Source organism: Brevibacterium sp. 'Marine', assembly GCF_012844365.1.
In the GTDB taxonomy this organism is placed as follows: Bacteria; Actinomycetota; Actinomycetes; order Actinomycetales; family Brevibacteriaceae; genus Brevibacterium.
This window is the reverse complement of record NZ_CP051626.1, coordinates 2,052,735-2,069,149: the sequence shown is the minus strand read 5'-3', so window position 1 is coordinate 2,069,149 and position 16,415 is coordinate 2,052,735. Positions and strand designations below refer to the sequence as shown.

The following is a 16,415-nucleotide window of genomic DNA, read 5'->3' as shown; positions in this document are numbered from 1 at the left end:
CTGTCGCTCAGTCTCCGAGACTGACCTCCGCATTCGAGAATTCCTGCCAAGATGGCACCACACCACTGCCGAAAGGACATCATGTCGCTCAACCCCGCTCTCCGCGCGTCGATCAGCGCCGATCTCGACCAGACGATTGCCGACTACAAACACTTCCACCGCACTCCCGAGCTGTCGATGCAGGAGACGAACACCGCCGCCGAGATCGCCTCCCGCCTCCACGCCCTCGGACTGACCACCCGCACCTTTGGCGGAACCGGCGTCGTCGCCGTGATCGACAACGGCGACGGGCCCGTCATCGGCTACCGCGCCGACATCGACGGCCTGCCGATCAGCGAGGACACCGGACTCGACTACGCCTCCGCTGCAGAGGGCACTCTGCCCGACGGGGAGACCACGAAGGTCATGCACGGCTGCGGCCACGACACGCACATCACCGTCGGGCTCTACCTCGCCAAGCACCTCGTCACACACAAGGACCTGTGGTCGGGCACGGTCGTCATGATCTTCCAGCCGGGGGAAGAGACCGGCCAAGGTGCGCGGGCCATGCTCGACGACGGACTCTGGGATGAGATCGTGCGCCCCGAAGTCATCTTCGGTCAGCATGTGTGGCCCGGAACGGCCGGCCACATCTACGCCAGCAGCGGCACCGCCATGGCGATGTCCGACTGCCTGCGCGTGATCGTCAAGGGCAAACAGGCGCACGGATCCCAACCGGAGAATGCGATCGACCCGATCGTCCTCGGCGCCTATATGATCACCCGGCTCCAGTCGGTCGTGTCCCGTGAGATCTCCGGCCGCGACATGTCCGTCGTCACCGTCGGCACGTTCCACGGCGGGCTCAAGGAGAACATCATCCCGGACTCCGCCGAGTTCAAACTCAATATCCGCACCTTCACCGAGGAGGTCCGCGCAGTCGTCCTCGACCGGGTCCGCCGCATCATTCTCGCCGAGGCGCAGGCTTCCGGCGCCCCGGAACCGGAGATCGAGGAGATGTATCGGTTCCCGCGCTGCTTCAACGACCCCGACGAAACCGAGTCGTTCCTCACTCACGTCGGAGCCGAGCTCGGTGCCGAGCAGGTCCACCTGACCGAGCCTGCCACCGGCAGCGAGGATGTCGGAGCGTTCGGAGATGACATCGGTGTGCCGTACGTCTACTGGTTCTTCGGCGGCTACTCCCCTGCGAAATTCGAAGGCGGACAGACCCCGGCCGGCAACCACTCCCCGTTCTTCGCTCCTGACGATGTCGAAACCACGCTCGAGACGGGCATCCGAGCCGCGCTGTCAGCAGTGCTGAGCAAGGTCGGAAAGGACCGCGCATGAGTGAGGAGATGCTGTGGTGGTCGACCCGTGAACTGGCCGCCCGGATCGCCGCCAAAGAGGTCTCCGCCCGTGAAGCACTGCAGGTCCACCTCGACCGCATCGACGCAGTCAACCCCGTCCTCAATGCCGTCGTCACCCGTGACGACGAGGCCGCGTTCGCCCAGGCCGAGGCGGCGGACTCAGCGACCGCTCGCGGTGAGAGCTTCGGGCCCCTGCACGGGGTGCCGATGACGCACAAGGACACTCACGACACTGCGGGAATGCGCACGACTTGGGGATCGCCGCTCATGGCCGATCGGGTTCCCGAATCGGATGCGCTCATCATCGCCCGACTCAAAGCCGCCGGGATCACGACGACGGGCAAGACGAATGTCCCCGAGTTCGCCGCCGGTTCGCACACCTTCAACGAGGTGTTCGGCACGACGGTGAACCCCTACGACCGAACGAAATCGGCATCGGGGTCCTCCGGCGGAGTGGGGGCGGTGCTCGCGGCCGGGATCCAAGCCTCCGGGGACGGATCGGACATGGGCGGATCACTGCGTTCGCCCGCATCGTTCAACAACGTCGTCGGGTTGCGACCGAGCAACGGCCGCATCCCGCACACTGCCCCGGGCAACCCCTATGCGTGGCTTGGGCAGAGCGGGTTCATGGCACGCACGGTCTCGGATGTCGCACTACTGATGTCGGTGGCCTCAGGGCCGCACCCCTCGGCGCCGGCATCGATCCTGGAATCGGGCAGAGTCTTCGACCTCCCGGAATTCGCTCGTGCCGCCGACCACTCCCCCGACCTCACCGGTCTTCGGGTCGGATTCAGCCCCGACCTGGACGGACTGCTGCCTGTCGAGGCCGAGGTGAAGGACATCGTCGCCTCCACGGCTCAGGTGTTCAGCGGTCTCGGCGCGCAGGTGGACGCGGAGATTCCGAATCTCACGGACGCCGATGAGGTATTCAATGTGCGCCGTGCCCTCGACTTCGTCGGGTCCTGGGGCGGGCTGTATGAAGCGCACCCGGAGCACATCAAGGAATCGGTCAGGTGGAATATCCGCATGGGCCTCGATCTCACCGGCGCCGAGGTGGTTGCGGCCGAATCCGCACGCACCCGCCTCCACGGTGAGATCGACCGATACTTCGCCGGACACGATGTCCTCGTGCTCACTACCTGCCAGGTCCTGCCGTTCGATGCCGACATCGAATATCCGACGCAGATCAACGGTGTGCAGTTGGAGAACTACCTCGATTGGATGCGGGCCCTGTGCCTGATCTCGGCGACCGGGTGCCCCGCGATCTCGGTGCCGGCAGGATTCTCGGCCTCCGGCCTGCCGGTGGGTGTGCAGATCGTGGCGAAACCGGGCGCTGACGTCGAACTGCTCCGAGTCGCTCATGCCTTCGAATCGGCGACCGGTCACCACCGTCGGCGGCCGGAGCTCTGAGCGGAACGTCGCGCCGGAGTCGGCGCAGCGCGGGACGGACGGGGACAGGTATGGCAAACCTGGGCAGAGTTTGCCGAGCCTTTCCACACTGGAACGGTTCTAGAAAAGGTGTCAGGATATTCTCTAAGCAGGCGGAATGGATCCGCCTCGAACAGCAAAGGAGTAACAGATGCACCTGAGCCCCGCTATGCAGAAGGTCCTCAACGAGCAGGTCACCCTCGAACTCGAAGCCTCGTTGGTCTACCTCCAGCTCTCCATCCAGCTCGACGATCAGGATCTGCCCGGAATGACGCGCTGGATGCGCGCCCAGTCCGAAGAAGAGCAGGTGCACGCCGCGAAGTTCACCCAGCACTGCCTCGACCGCGGATTCGCCCCTCAGATCGGTGATATCGCCGCTCCGAAGGTCTCCGGCTCGCAGCCGATCGACTTCTTCAAGGCCGCTCTGGCGCACGAGGAGAAGGTCTCGGAATCCATCCGCAATCTCTACCGCACCGCCCAGGACGAAGCCGACCTCGACGTGCTGCCGCTGCTCCACTGGTTCATCGACGAGCAGGTCGAGGAGGAGTCGAGCATCTCGGAGATCATCGGTCGCCTCGAGCGTGTCGGCACCGACGGTGCCGGTGTCCTGCGCATCGATTCCGAACTCGGCTCACGCCACCCCGATATCACCGCCGACGGCGAGTGATATCTGCAGACCGACCACTTGAGGCTCAGCGCTCATCTCGAGTCGCGTGAGTCGAGGGTGGACTCGAATCGAGTACTCAGCGGCCGATCCCAGTGCGGGGTCGGCCGCTGTGCTGTCGGCCCCTATGACGTCGGCACCGGACTCCGTACTCAGCCGAGCACCGACTGGCCGATGAGGAGGACGACCGGCAGAGTGACGAGCATGATGACGGTCTGTCCGGCGATGAGTGCGGCCATGAGCTTCGCGTCTCCCCCGAGCTGCCTCGCCATGACGTAGCCCGAGCTCGCCGTCGCAATCGACTGGAAGACCAATCCGACCAGTGCAGGCACCGTCGGGACGCCGAAGAGGGCCAGGGCTGCCAGCGACAGGCCCGGCAGCAGAAGCAGCTTGATCGCCGTTGAGGCGATGATGGCCCGGGTATGGGAGCGCAGCGAGAATGTCTGCAAGCCGGCACCGACGCACAGCAGACCGATGGGCAGCGAGGCCGACGCCAGGGGATCGAGAACCGTGGACGCCACGTCGGGCAGGCCCAGCCCGCTGACGTTGGCAGCAGCTCCGGCGACGCAGCCGAGCACGAGAGGATTCGTCACGATCGCCCTCAGCAGCGCGAACAGCGAGCTCGGCCCGGTGCGGAGGAACTCGAAACCGAGACTCGAGACGACGTTGACCGTGGGGACGAGGATCGCTGCGACGATCGCGGCAACGGCGCTGCCCTCGGAGCCGAACAGGCTGCCCGCCAAGGACAGCCCGATATAGGTGTTGAAGCGGATGCCTCCCTGCAGAACAGAGGTGAAGGCGGGAAGATCACGAGCGATGACCCGACGGGTCACAATGATGCCCACAGAGACGACCGCGGTGGGAACGACGAGCGCCGCCGCCAACCGCACGAGCGGGACATGGGCCACATCCACCTCGGCGACGGAGGTGAAGAGCAGCACCGGAAGCAGACAGTAGTACGCGAGCTTCTCCGCGCCCGACCAGAACTCGGGACTCCGAAAACCCGGCAGTCTCTTCAGCACCAGGCCGAAGGCGATGAGCACCGTGACGGGAAGGAGGGCGAGGAGTATGGGAACCAGGCTCACAGACTGAGAATTTCATGAGTTCGGAATCAATTCAAAGTTGAGTGTGTTTGACTCAATGTAGGACCCGAACGAAAGGAAGCACATGGCTACACGTTTCGACCCCATCCGCGACCTCGACCGATTCTTCTCCGAGGTCACCCGCACCCCGAATGCCACCACTCTGCCGATGGACCTCTACCGTGACGGCGAAGTCTTCATCGCCCGCATCGACATGCCCGGAGTCGATCCGAGCAGCATCGACGTCGACGTCGAAGACCGCACGCTCACGGTCCGCGCCCGCCGCGAATCCGAGGTCGCCGACAAGGACGTGAAGTGGCTGACCAGGGAACGCACCAACGGCACCTACGCCCGCCAGCTCACGCTCGGCAACCGGGTGGCCCTGGATCGCATCCGCGCCGACTACAGCGACGGCGTCCTCACACTGACGATCCCCGTCGCCGAGGAGGCCCGTCCGCGGAAGATCTCCGTTTCGCACGCTTCCGGACAGACCGCCCCCGAAGTGGTCGAATCGTCCTCGGCGGACGAACCCCGCTCCCCCGGCGCCGGCAGCTGACTCCGTGAGCGCGGGCCCCACCCGAACGCGGGTGGGGCCCGCTTCGTGCATTCAGCGGCGCTGAAGGAGGTAGGCCAGACACATGTACGGCAGCTCCGCCCTGTCCGGGATCGGATGTTCGACACGGAGATATTCGCGCAGATTCGATTCGACTCTGTTCCGGGTCTTCTCGTCCGAGCGCAGCCAATAGGAGCGTGTGCGAGCGAGGTCGACGATTCCATCGACGGAGACCTCCGTTGCGAATTCGACGAGTCTGTTCTCGTTGAGAGTCAGACCGCTGCCGGGCTGAGGCCGGTACTGGGGCCGGTACACGTCTCCTGCGTGCATGATCCGGCTCAGGCGCAGCACCCAGTCGACACGGACATCGAGCTGGTTGATGAGGATGAGCAGTCGGCCTCCCGGACGGAGGATGCGGGCCACCTCGGCGGCGGCTCTCGACTCGTCGAACCAATGCCAGGCCTGTGCGACCGTGACGAGGTCGAAGCTCTCGGCTTCCAGGCCCGTGGCCTCGGCCGTGCCGACCATGGTGGGCGCAGGATTGCGCTCGAGCGCGGCCGTGTCGGGATCGACGGCGATGAGATCGGTGCCGAGGGCAAGCAGCCGACGGCTGAGGATCCCGGTGCCCGCACCGAGGTCGCAGACCTGCAGATCGGACCAACTCCGGTCCCAGCCGGTCAGCGCCAGATCCAGAGCCGTCTGCGGATAGCCGGGGCGCACCTCGTCATAGACTCCGGCCTGAGCACCGAAACGGCGCCCGTGTGCGGCCTGCGCGCGTGGTCGCACCATGTGCCCCTGCCTTTCACCGAACTTATGTCGGTCGTTCTGGCGACCGCTGCAGACCACTCTAGCGTCGTTGTCAGCCAGCGAGTCGATAGGATGGAGTCAACGGCCCGTTCCCAGCCCTGAGGAGTCAGCATGTCCGCACCGTCCGATCTCCAGTCCCGACTGGATGAGGCCTCCGCTGCCTACGAGGAATTCGCCTCACGCGGCCTCGACCTCGACATCACCCGCGGCAAGCCCGCACCCGAGCAGCTCGACCTCGCCGCCGATCTGCTCACCGCGGTCAGCGGTGACGACGTGTTCACCCCAGGTGGTGTCGACGCTCGCAACTACGGTGGGCTCGACGGGCTCATCGAACTGCGTGAGATCTTCGCCCCGCTGCTCAAGGTGCCGGCGAATCAGCTGCTGGCCGGAGGCAATGCGTCGCTGACCTTCATGGCCCAGGCCCTGACCTTCGCACTCATGCACGGCACAGCAGTCGACGACCGCCCGTGGGGTCGGGGACCGCACAAACTGCTGTGCCCCGTGCCCGGCTACGACCGTCATTTCACCCTGGCCGAATCCCTCGGATTCGAGCTTCTGACCATCCCGATGGACGACGAGGGACCGGTCATCTCCGAGGCGCAGCGTCTGGCCGAGGACCCGGCGGTCAAAGGCATGTGGTTGGTGCCGATGTATTCCAATCCGACCGGAATCACCATCACCGAGGCGCGGGCACGGGAGCTCGCGGCCATGCCGACCGCGGCGGACGATTTCGCTCTGCTGTGGGACAACGCCTATGGGGTGCACCATCTGCGTGAGGACCATCCGGACAATCTCGACATCCTCTCTCTGTGCGCCGAGGCAGGCAATCCCGAACGAGCATGGATCTTCGCTTCGACATCGAAGATCACGCATGCCGGTGCCGGTGTGTCGTTCTTCGCAGGCGGCCCGGCCACGGTCGACTGGATGCGAGCGAACCTCGGGAAGGTCGCGATCGGCCCCGACAAGATCAACCAGCTGCGCCATGTCCGGTTCTTCTCCGAACCCGCCGGGGTCGAAGAGCATATGCGCAGGCATGCCGAAATCGTCGCCCCGAAGTTCGACGCCGTACTTGCGGCGCTGGAAGACGGCCTCGGATCAGATGAACTGGCACAGTGGACCTCACCGGACGGGGGCTACTTCATCACTCTGACGACGATGGAGGGCATCGCGGATCGAGTGGTCAAACTCGCTGGGGAGGCGGGTGTGAAACTGACGCCGGCCGGAGCCACTCACCCGTACGGACTCGACCCGCACAACAACACCATCCGCATCGCCCCGACGATGCCGACACTCGATGAGGTCGAACTCGCGGCTCAGGGTCTCGTGGCATGCGTGCGACTGGCCAGCTATGAGAAGCTGCTGGCCGGCTGAAAGACCTACGCTGCCTGCAGACTTAAAACAGGTCCGCCCCGAACCGAATGGTTCGGGGCGGACCTGTCTGGTCCATGGTCGCCGGCTCAGTAGTCGTAGAAGCCGCGTCCGGACTTCACACCGAGCAGACCGGCATCGACCATACGCGACAGCAGGATCGGCGGTTTCGCGGCCGGATCACCGGTCTCCTCATACATGCTCTGGGCAGCGTAGAGGCAGGTGTCGAGACCGACGAGGTCGGCGAGCTTGATCGGGCCCATCGGGTGGGCACAGCCGCCGACCATGCCTGCGTCGATGTCCTCCTTCGTCGCGAACCCGGATTCGAGCATCCTCACCGCGCTGAGCAGGTATGGGATGAGCAGGGCATTGACGATGAACCCGGGGCGGTCATCAGCCTGGATCGGGTTCTTCCCGAGCACCTCGGCGACGAACGAGGTCACGGTGTCACGGACGTCGTCGGCGGTGAGGACCGAGGAGACGATCTCCACCAGCGGCTGCACGGGTGCCGGGTTGAAGAAGTGGACGCCGAGTACGCGTTCGGGACGCGCCGTCGACTGCGCGAAGCGGATGATCGGCATCGACGAGGTGTTCGACGCGAGAATGGCCTCCGGGTCGGTGACGACCTGGTCGAGTTCGGCGAAGATCGACTTCTTGATGTCTTCGTTCTCGCTGGCTGCTTCGATGACAAGCTGACGGTCGGCGAGATCGCCGATGTCGGTGGTGAACCGCAGGCGGCCGAGGGTCTCGTCGCGGGCAGCGGCATCGAGCTTTCCCTTGTCCACGGCGCGGGCCAGGGACTTCTCGATGCGGGCCCGACCGGCGGCCGATGCCTCCTCGTTGATCTCACGGACGATGACGTCGAGACCGGACTTCGCCAGCACCTCGGCGATTCCGGCTCCCATGAGTCCGCTGCCGATGACGGCTGTGCGCTGAATGCTCAAGAACTTCTCCTTCTCAGGTCATTGTGGTCGATGGTGTGCGTATCGATGTGCTCAGGACATCCGCGCGAGGAACCAGTCGGCCGAGCGGATGGCCTTCATAGCTTCCCGCCGGCGCTGACCGGGCAGAGTCTGGATGTAGACCTGCCCGTCGAGGTGACCCACCTCGTGCTGGAGCATCTGGGCGAAGACCTCCGTGCCCTCGATCTCGATCGGCTGGTTCTGCGCATCCACCCCGCGCACCCGAGCGAACTCGTAGCGCGGGGTGGGGAAGAACAGTCCGGGCACGGACAGGCAGCCTTCTTCGATGTCACGCAGCTGCCCGCCGAGCTCGACGATCTCCGGGTTGATGACATAGCCGGTGCGACCGTCGAGGTCGTAGCCGAAAGCCCGCAGGCCGACCCCGATCTGCGGGGCGGCCACGGCCGCACGGCCCGCGGGCCGTGCGGTGTCGACGAGGTCGGAGGCCAGGGATTCGACGTGATCGTCGAAGACGGTCACCGTCTCACACCTGCTGCGCAGCACGGGGTCGCCCCATAGCCGGATCTCGCGTTCAGGCATCGATCACCACGACGAGGTCTCCGCCTTCGAGCTGCTGGACATCAGCGATGGCCACGCGGGAGACGGTTCCGGCCGTCTGCGTGGTGATCGTCGCTTCCATCTTCATGGCTTCGATCGTGGCAATGGTGTCTCCGACAGCGACCGTGTCACCCTCGTGGACCTGCATGGTCACGACGCCGGCGAACGGGCTGCCGACATGACTGCGGTTGTTCGGGTCGGCCTTCTCCGCCGTCTTGACTTCGCTTTCGACGGACCGGTCGCGCACCTGCAGCGGACGCAGCTGTCCGTTGAGGGTGAACATGACCGAACGCATTCCGCGTTCGTCGGTTCCGCCGATGGCCTGGACGCCGATGAGCAGGTTCTTGCCCTTCGCCAGTTCGACGGCGTGTTCTTCGCCGCCGGTGAGGCCGTAGAGGTATTCGGAGGTCTCGACGACGGACAGGTCCCCGTAGTTCGAGCGCATCGTCCGGAATTCCTTCGTCGGTCCGGGGAACAGCAGCTCGTTGAGCTTGTCCTTCCGCTCCCGTCCCGGTGACTGCAGGGCTTGGGCATCCGCGGGTTCGAGGTGTTCGACGAGCGGCTTGGCGGAGCGGCCGGCGAGAGCCTTCGTGCGGAACGGCTCGGGCCATCCGCCCGGAGGGTCACCGAGGTCGCCGCTGAGGAAGCCGATCACCGAATCCGGGATATCGAACTTGTCCGGGTTCTCAGCGAATTCCTCCGGTGAGACGCCGGCACCGACGAGATGGAGCGCCAGATCGCCGACGACCTTCGACGACGGGGTGACCTTGACGAGGTGGCCGAGGATCGAATCGGCGGCCGCGTACATGTGTTCGATGTCTTCGAACCGCTCCCCCAGCCCGAGGGCCACGGCCTGCTGCCGCAGGTTCGACAGCTGACCGCCGGGGATCTCGTGGCGGTAGACGCGACCGGTCGGTCCGGCGAGACCGGATTCGAAGGGTGCGTAGAGTTTGCGCACCGACTCCCAGTAGGGCTCGAGATCGCTGACGGCGTCGAGACTGATGCCTGTGTCGCGGTCGGTGTTCTCGAACGCGGCGACGAGGGCGGAGAGACTCGGCTGGCTGGTCGTTCCGGCCATGGCCGCCGAAGCGGCATCGACGGCATCGGCCCCGGCAGCGGCCGCAGCATAGAGGGTGGCCAGCTGGCCGCCGGCGGTGTCGTGGGTGTGGACGTGGACGGGCAGATCGAAGTTCTCCCGCAGAGCCGTCACCAGCTTGGCCGTGGCAGCAGGGCGCAGCAGACCGGCCATGTCCTTGATGGCGAGAACATGGGCTCCGGCCTCGACGATCTGCTCGGCCAGGCGCAGGTAGTAGTCGAGCGTGTAGAGCTCTTCGGTCGGGTCGAGGATGTCCGAGGTGTAGCACAGAGCCACCTCGGCCAGCGCCGAGTTCGTTCCGCGCACGGCTTCGATCGCCGGGCGCATCTGCTCGACGTCGTTGAGCGCATCGAAGATGCGGAAGATGTCGATGCCCGTGCGAGCGGCTTCGTCGACGAAGGCGTCGGTGACCTCGGTCGGGTACGGGGTGTAGCCGACGGTGTTGCGGCCGCGCAGCAGCATCTGCAGATTGATGTTGGGCACCGCGGCGCGCAGAGCCTCGAGGCGTTCCCAGGGATCCTCACCGAGGAAGCGCAGAGCCACATCATAGGTGGCACCGCCCCAGGCCTCGATGCTCAGCAGCTCGGGCGTCATCCGGGACACGTGTGAGGCCACGGCCATCAGATCGCGGGTGCGCACGCGGGTGGCGAGCAGTGACTGGTGAGCGTCACGGAACGTCGTATCGGTGACGCCCAGCGCGGTCTGCTCGCGCAGGGCACGCGCGAAGCCCTCCGGACCGAGCTCGGCGAGGCGGTCGCGGCTGCCGGGGGCGGGAGCCTGCGAGAGGTCGATGTTCGGGAGCTTGTCGCCCGGGCGGATGCGCAGCCCCGGTTCGCCATGGGGCCGATTGACGGTGACGTCGGCGAGGTAGTCGAGCAGCTTCGACCCGCGGTCGGCGCTCACGCGTGCGTCGAAGAGCTGCGGGCGCTCTTCGATGAAGGACGTGGAGAGGTCGCCGGCGACGAATGCGGGATCGTCGAGAACGGCCTGCAGGAAGCCGATGTTCGACGACACCCCGCGGATGCGGAACTCCGCCAGCGCCCGCTTGGCCCGGCCGACGGCCTGAGCGAAGTCCCGGCCGCGGCAGGAGAGCTTCACGAGCATCGAGTCGAAATGGGGGCTGACGGCGGCACCGGCGTGGACGGTTCCACCGTCGAGGCGCACGCCGGCACCGCCGGCCGAGCGGTAGGCAGTGATCGTTCCGGTGTCGGGACGGAACGAGTTGGCAGGATCCTCGGTGGTGATGCGGCACTGGAGGGCGGCACCCTTGATGCGCATCTCTTCCTGTCGCAGGCCGATCTCTTCGAGGCCGGCTCCGGCGGCGATGCGCATCTGAGATGCGACGATGTCGACATCGGTGATCTCTTCGGTCACGGTGTGTTCGACCTGGACGCGCGGGTTCATCTCGATGAACACATGCTTGCCTGCGCGCGGTCCGTCGGTCTCGAGGAGGAACTCCACGGTGCCGGCGTTCTGATAGCCCAGCGCCTTTGCGAACTTCAGGGCATCGGCGTGCAGGGCTGCCGCGATCTCGGGGTCGAGGTTCGGCGCCGGAGCGATCTCAACGACCTTCTGGTGGCGGCGCTGCACGGAGCAGTCGCGTTCGAAGAGGTGGATGGCGTTCGAATCGTTGTCGGCCAGCACCTGGACCTCGATGTGTCGGGGGCGCTGCACGGCCTGCTCGATGAAGACCGTGGGGTCGCCGAAGGCGCCTTCGGCCTCGCGCATGGCGGCCTTCAGCGCATCCTCGAGCTCGGTCGCCTGAGCCACGCGACGCATTCCGCGGCCGCCGCCGCCTGCGACGGCCTTGACGAAGAGCGGGTATTCCATCGATTCGGCATCGGCGAGCAGCTGCGCGATATCGGCCGAGGGTCGTGTCGAGTCGAGCACCGGAATGCCCGCATTGCGTGCGGCCGCCAGCGCCTGGACCTTGTTTCCCGCCAGTTCGAGCACATCGGCCTTGGGCCCGATGAAGGTGATGCCCGCGTCAGCGCAGGCACGTGCCAGATCGGGGTTCTCGGAGAGGAATCCGTACCCGGGGTAGATGGCGTCGGCGCCGCTCTCCTTCGCCACCCGCAGCATCTCTTCGACACTGAGGTACGCGCGGACGGGGTGGCCCTCCTCGCCGATCATGTAGGCTTCGTCGGCCTTCATCCGGTGTTCGGAGTTGCGATCCTCATACGGGAAGACTGCGACGGTGGAGGCTCCGAGCTCATAGGCGGCACGGAAAGCGCGGACGGCGATCTCTCCGCGGTTGGCCACGAGGACTTTGGAGAACATAGGTGTCTCTCACTTCTGTATCGGCCGCACTGGGCGACTGGTCGACAAGCTGTCGGAAACATACTCTACAAGTGACCTGGAACACCCCTGCGCCCGGGGGTCGACTTTGGACTGAGACGTGAGTCTCGGCGTGGTCGGCACGGCTCGGCAGCCGCCGATACGTTAACGTAGGAGCGTGCTTGTCCTCAGTATCAGCAGCCTCAAAGGCGGAGTCGGTAAGACATCCGTGACGCTCGGCCTGGCCTCGGCGGCCTACAACAGAGGAATTCCCACTCTGGTCGTCGACATGGACCCGCAGGCGGACTCGTCGACCGGCCTCGATGTGCCGACCTCGACGCGTGTCGACATCGCCGATGTGCTCGCTGCTCCGAAGTCCCAGAAGATCCTGTCCGAGGCGATCATCCCCTCCGGGTGGGTCGGAGACCGGCTCGGCCACCTCGACGTGATCTCCGGTTCTCCGCGCGCTGCGGAATTCGATCGGCCTTCACTGTCCGAGCGCTATCTGCGCCGACTCGAAGACGCCCTGACGCGGATCGCCAAAGGCTACCGGCTCGTCCTCATCGACTGTCCGCCCAGCCTCAACGGCCTGACCCGCACGGCGTGGACGGCGAGCAATCGCGTCGCGGTCGTGACCGAGCCCAGTCTGTTCTCCGTCGCGGCCGCCGATCGGGCCCTGCGTGCGACCGATGAGCTGCGGCAGCGCGGTGCCTCCGACCTGCAGCCTCTCGGACTCGTCGTCAACCGGGTGCGGGCCGGTTCGACCGAACACGACTACCGCATCCAGGAGATGCGTGAGATGTTCGGTCCGCTCGTGCTCAATCCCCCTCTGGCCGAACGCGCGGTCATGCAGCAGGCTCAGGGTTCGGCGCGACCGATCCACTCCTGGCCCGGCAAACCGGCTGAAGAGGTCGCCGGCTCGTTCGACGCTCTTTTGGAGCGTGCGCTGCGCTCGGAGAACATCCGGGGCCGACGCGGTGCGGCCCCGGCCAAGAACGGCGCTCAGCAGACCGAGAAGAAGTGAGCGCTTGAGCCGCTGCTCCCCCAGCAGATCGTCGACTGCCGCCCCGAACCCAGGTTCGCGGCGGCAGTTCTGCAGTCGATGAAAACTCTCAGGTCGCGATCGGAACGACCGCGTTCGGAACGACCCAGCCAAGAACCGAGGCGGCCCGCTCAGATCGAGCGGGCCGCCTCGGTGATGGTGCAGAAACTCTGTCGGCTGTCAGCCGGACTTGCGTGCGCGTCGTGCTGCGAGTTCGTCCATGGCTTCGAGCGCCGCATCGTCTTCGGGAATGCGTTCGCTCGGGAATTCGGAGAGCGTTCCCTCGACTTCGTTCCAGACGCGCCCCACGGCGATCCCGAAGACGCCCTGACCACCCTGGAGGAGGTCGACGACCTCATCGGGTGACGTGCATTCGAAGACGCTCGCGCCGTCGGACATGAGAGTGATCTGGGAGAGATCCTCGACGCCGCGGGAGCGCAGGTGCTCAACCGCCGTGCGGATCGACTGCAGCCCGACGCCGGTGTCGAGGAGTCGCTTGACGATCTTGAGGACGAGGATGTCACGGAAGCTGTAGAGCCGCTGGCTGCCGGATCCGGTCGCATTGCGGATCGACGGGGTCACCAGATCGGTGCGCGCCCAGTAATCGAGACGACGATAGCTGATGCCGACGACCTTGCAGACGGTGGGACCGCGGTAGCCGGCCTCTTCATCGAGCACGGGCAGATCATCATCGAACAGCAGGCCCTGGGCCGCTGACGGCATCGGCGTCATGTCGACGCTTTCATGACTTGAGCGGTTCACACCGACTCCTCCTTTAAGTCCCTGGGGGAAGCGAAGGTCGCTTGGAAGGACCGAGAACATAGTCATTCTAGCCCTCTTCCCAGCGAACCTACAGTGGGATTCAACAACTCCAAGTTATTCTGCCGTCCCGGCCAGGACAAACACCCCGAGGTAACAATTTCCGCGTGTCGCTGTTACCGCAGTATTCGAACATGTCACATGGATGTCATTCAGGCGGCTGAGGGTGGGCCGAGGCGAGGAATCAGGGAATCAGGCCGACGGCGACGGCTCGTCGCTGTCGGATTCGGGCGCGCCCCGGCCGGAGGATCCCTGCGTCTTCGCCTCTCCATTGCCTGTCGCGGCATCGCCGTCCTTGGACGCGCCCGTGGCCGCGTCCTTATCGGATTCCGACTTCTTCGGCTTCGCGCTCGTCAGCAGCTTGGTCTTGACCGTCGACGCATAGGTGTCGACGTATTCCTGACCCGACAGGCGCATGATCTCGTACATGATCTCATCGGTGACCGACCGCAGCATGAAACGGTCGACCGGCAGTCCCGCATACTTCGAGAAGTCCATCGGTGTGCCGAAGACGACGCCGACACGCCGGAGCTTGGGGACGAGGCGACCGGCCGGCTGCAGCTTGTCCGTGCCGATGATCGCCACCGGAACCACGGGAGCCCCCGACTCGAGGACGAGGCGTGCGATGCCGGTGCGTCCGCGGTAGAGCTTGCCGTCGGGCGAGCGGGTGCCTTCGGGGTAGATGCCCAGGGAATTGCCTTCGCCAAGGACCTTCAGCCCGGATTCGAGAGAGGCCTGCGATCCCGATCCGCCGCCGCGGTCCATGGGCAGCTGGTTGTTGAGCTTGAAGAACCAGCGCGTCACCGCGCCCTTGATTCCGCGACCGGTGAAGTAGTCCTTCTTCGCCAGGTAGACGACGGGGCGCGGAGCGAGCAGAGGAACGAAGATCGAGTCCATGAAGTGGTTGTGGTTTCCCGCGATGATCGCCGGGCCCTCGGCAGGAAGATTGTCCAGGCCGCGCACCCACGGACGGAAGAGAATACGCAGGATGGGTCCGGCGAGAATTCGCTTGAGAAACCAGTAGAACACGCGCACCCTTCCGACTACGACTCTTTGTCGTCCTCGGCAATCATATATCGACGACAACGGTGAACAGCGAAGTCCGCTGCGACACATCCGTGCCATGCTGGGATCATGGAGATCGATTTCACACTCAGAGCGGATCCGACGGCCGCCTACTGCAGCCGCGGCAACGGCTCCTCCACCGCGGTCCTGTTCCTGCACGGACTCACCGGCTCGCCGGTCTCCTGGGTGCCCATCGCCCGTGCGGTCGAGGGTCGGGGCATCGACGTCAGCGTTCCCCTGCTGCCCGGTCACGGCACCTCATGGCAGGACATGGACGCCACCGGGTGGTCCGACTGGTTCGGCGCGGCGCGCACCGAGCTGGGTCGTCTGCAGGCCGACCATGACAGGGTCATCGTCGCCGGGCTGTCGATGGGCGGGTCCCTGGCATTGGCGCTCGGCGCCGCGGAGGGGCGCCCCGATGAGATCATCGTCGTCAATCCGGCCCTCTTCGTCGACTCCCCCTTCGCTCCCCTGCTGCCGGTCCTCCGGCATGTCGTGCGGACGATTCCGTCGATCGGCGGCGATATCGCCCACCCGGACCGCGACGAGTGCGCTTACGAGCGGACCCCTGTCGCTCCCCTGGCGACGTTCCATCGTGCGCTGAAGACGCTGCGCGACGATCTGTGGAAGGTCGACCGCCCCGTGACCGCAATGATCTCCGGTGAGGACAATGTCGTCGGCCCGCGGACGCTGCGTGTGCTGCGTTCGGACCTTCCGCAGCCGCCGAGGATCGTCGCCCTGCGGCGGTCCCGGCATGTCGCCACCCTCGACTTCGATGCGCACACCATCGCCGAGGCGGTCCTGGAGTCAGCTCGCACCGGAGCGGCCGTGCCGTTCCCGTCGGAGACCGGGGAATAGCCGAGCTCACGGAATTGCTGATGCAGATATGAACGACGACGGCAGCGCTTCGACTCCCGACGACGAAGGTCGGGAGGATTGGCGAGGAGACGTTCCCGACCCGGAGAAGATCGGGCACGACCGATCGCGCATCAGCGACGAGGAATGGGACGACCTCGTCCGCCAGATCGCCGAACCCTCCGCCGCCATGGGCGATATGCCCGCCGAGGATGTTCGCGACGCGCTCGAGGACACCGAGCACTGGGAACCCGAACCGGCGGAGCCCATCGGGTGGCGCACCGCGTCGCCCACTCTCGTGCTGTCCTGGGCCGCCGCCCTCGGAGCAGTCGTGCTCCTGCTCATCGGCGTCATCTTCTTCCGACCGTTGCCGGAATGGTACCTGCTCATCGGACTGGCCGTCGGCATCGGCGGAGCGGTCGGACTGTTCTTCCACCTGCCGAGCCACCGGTCCGCCGACGACGGCGACGGATCCTCGGTGTGAATGGTGCTGATC

At 65.7% G+C, this 16,415-nt stretch carries 15 protein-coding genes; 8 read left to right on the top strand and 7 right to left on the bottom strand.

Features of this window, described 5'->3' with window-relative positions:
- Positions 1-81: 81 nt before the first annotated feature.
- From HF684_RS09360 to HF684_RS09350, 3 genes are all read left to right on the top strand, one after another.
- The gene (locus tag HF684_RS09360) at positions 82-1,323 is read left to right on the top strand and encodes an amidohydrolase (protein WP_169252247.1); all 1,242 of its coding nucleotides are present in this window, start codon (positions 82-84) and stop codon (positions 1,321-1,323) included.
- On the top strand, positions 1,320-2,753 hold the full coding sequence (locus HF684_RS09355; protein ID WP_025778341.1) for an amidase family protein: 1,434 nt from the start codon (positions 1,320-1,322) through the stop codon (positions 2,751-2,753). Before HF684_RS09360 ends, HF684_RS09355 begins: the two co-directional genes overlap by 4 nt.
- Before the next feature lie 169 nt (positions 2,754-2,922).
- Positions 2,923-3,438, top strand: a complete 516-nt coding sequence (locus HF684_RS09350) for a ferritin (protein ID WP_025778340.1) — start codon at positions 2,923-2,925, stop codon at positions 3,436-3,438.
- Between the two features lie 149 nt (positions 3,439-3,587).
- Here the strand turns inward: HF684_RS09350 and HF684_RS09345 are convergent, their stop codons facing one another.
- Entirely contained in the window at positions 3,588-4,520 is a 933-nt protein-coding gene (locus HF684_RS09345; protein ID WP_025778339.1) for an AEC family transporter, read from the bottom strand.
- Between the two features lie 82 nt (positions 4,521-4,602).
- Between HF684_RS09345 and HF684_RS09340 the strand changes: the two genes are divergently transcribed.
- Positions 4,603-5,073 carry an Hsp20/alpha crystallin family protein gene (locus HF684_RS09340; RefSeq protein ID WP_025778338.1) on the top strand — a complete coding sequence of 157 codons (471 nt, stop codon included), beginning with the start codon at positions 4,603-4,605 and terminating at the stop codon, positions 5,071-5,073.
- A gap of 51 nt (positions 5,074-5,124) precedes the next feature.
- On the opposite strand, the gene HF684_RS09335 is transcribed toward HF684_RS09340, so the two are convergent.
- Positions 5,125-5,859, bottom strand: a complete 735-nt coding sequence (locus HF684_RS09335) for a class I SAM-dependent methyltransferase (RefSeq protein WP_025778337.1) — start codon at positions 5,857-5,859, stop codon at positions 5,125-5,127.
- Positions 5,860-5,988: 129 nt separating this feature from the next.
- On the opposite strand from HF684_RS09335, the gene HF684_RS09330 reads away from it, so the two are divergent.
- Positions 5,989-7,248: an aminotransferase class I/II-fold pyridoxal phosphate-dependent enzyme gene (locus tag HF684_RS09330; protein WP_025778336.1), complete on the top strand. Its 1,260-nt coding sequence runs from the start codon at positions 5,989-5,991 to the stop codon at positions 7,246-7,248.
- Between the two features lie 86 nt (positions 7,249-7,334).
- On the opposite strand, the gene HF684_RS09325 is transcribed toward HF684_RS09330, so the two are convergent.
- The 3 genes from HF684_RS09325 to HF684_RS09315 are packed head-to-tail and all read right to left on the bottom strand — an operon-like array spanning position 7,335 to position 12,141.
- Positions 7,335-8,189: a 3-hydroxybutyryl-CoA dehydrogenase gene (locus tag HF684_RS09325; protein WP_025778335.1), complete on the bottom strand. Its 855-nt coding sequence runs from the start codon at positions 8,187-8,189 to the stop codon at positions 7,335-7,337.
- Between the two features lie 51 nt (positions 8,190-8,240).
- Complete coding sequence (locus tag HF684_RS09320; protein ID WP_169252246.1) at positions 8,241-8,747, bottom strand: peptide deformylase; 507 nt, start codon at positions 8,745-8,747, stop codon at positions 8,241-8,243.
- The gene (locus HF684_RS09315) at positions 8,740-12,141 is read right to left on the bottom strand and encodes a pyruvate carboxylase (protein WP_169252245.1); all 3,402 of its coding nucleotides are present in this window, start codon (positions 12,139-12,141) and stop codon (positions 8,740-8,742) included. The genes HF684_RS09320 and HF684_RS09315 overlap by 8 nt, the downstream gene beginning before the upstream one ends.
- Before the next feature lie 175 nt (positions 12,142-12,316).
- Between HF684_RS09315 and HF684_RS09310 the strand changes: the two genes are divergently transcribed.
- Entirely contained in the window at positions 12,317-13,162 is an 846-nt protein-coding gene (locus HF684_RS09310; RefSeq protein ID WP_025778332.1) for a ParA family protein, read from the top strand.
- A 198-nt stretch (positions 13,163-13,360) separates the two neighbouring features.
- Here HF684_RS09310 and HF684_RS09305 read toward each other — a convergent pair whose 3' ends face one another.
- Positions 13,361-13,912: a MerR family transcriptional regulator gene (locus HF684_RS09305; RefSeq protein ID WP_228278467.1), complete on the bottom strand. Its 552-nt coding sequence runs from the start codon at positions 13,910-13,912 to the stop codon at positions 13,361-13,363.
- Positions 13,913-14,191: 279 nt separating this feature from the next.
- Positions 14,192-15,028, bottom strand: a complete 837-nt coding sequence (locus HF684_RS09300) for a lysophospholipid acyltransferase family protein (RefSeq protein ID WP_248279189.1) — start codon at positions 15,026-15,028, stop codon at positions 14,192-14,194.
- A gap of 105 nt (positions 15,029-15,133) precedes the next feature.
- Here HF684_RS09300 and HF684_RS09295 point away from each other — a divergent pair, with 105 nt between their 5' ends.
- Both HF684_RS09295 and HF684_RS09290 read left to right on the top strand, forming a co-directional pair.
- A complete protein-coding gene (locus tag HF684_RS09295; RefSeq protein WP_169252244.1) occupies positions 15,134-15,922 on the top strand; it encodes an alpha/beta fold hydrolase in 789 nt (262 codons plus the stop codon).
- A gap of 28 nt (positions 15,923-15,950) precedes the next feature.
- Positions 15,951-16,403 carry a hypothetical protein gene (locus HF684_RS09290; RefSeq protein WP_101593529.1) on the top strand — a complete coding sequence of 151 codons (453 nt, stop codon included), beginning with the start codon at positions 15,951-15,953 and terminating at the stop codon, positions 16,401-16,403.
- Positions 16,404-16,415 lie beyond the last annotated feature (12 nt).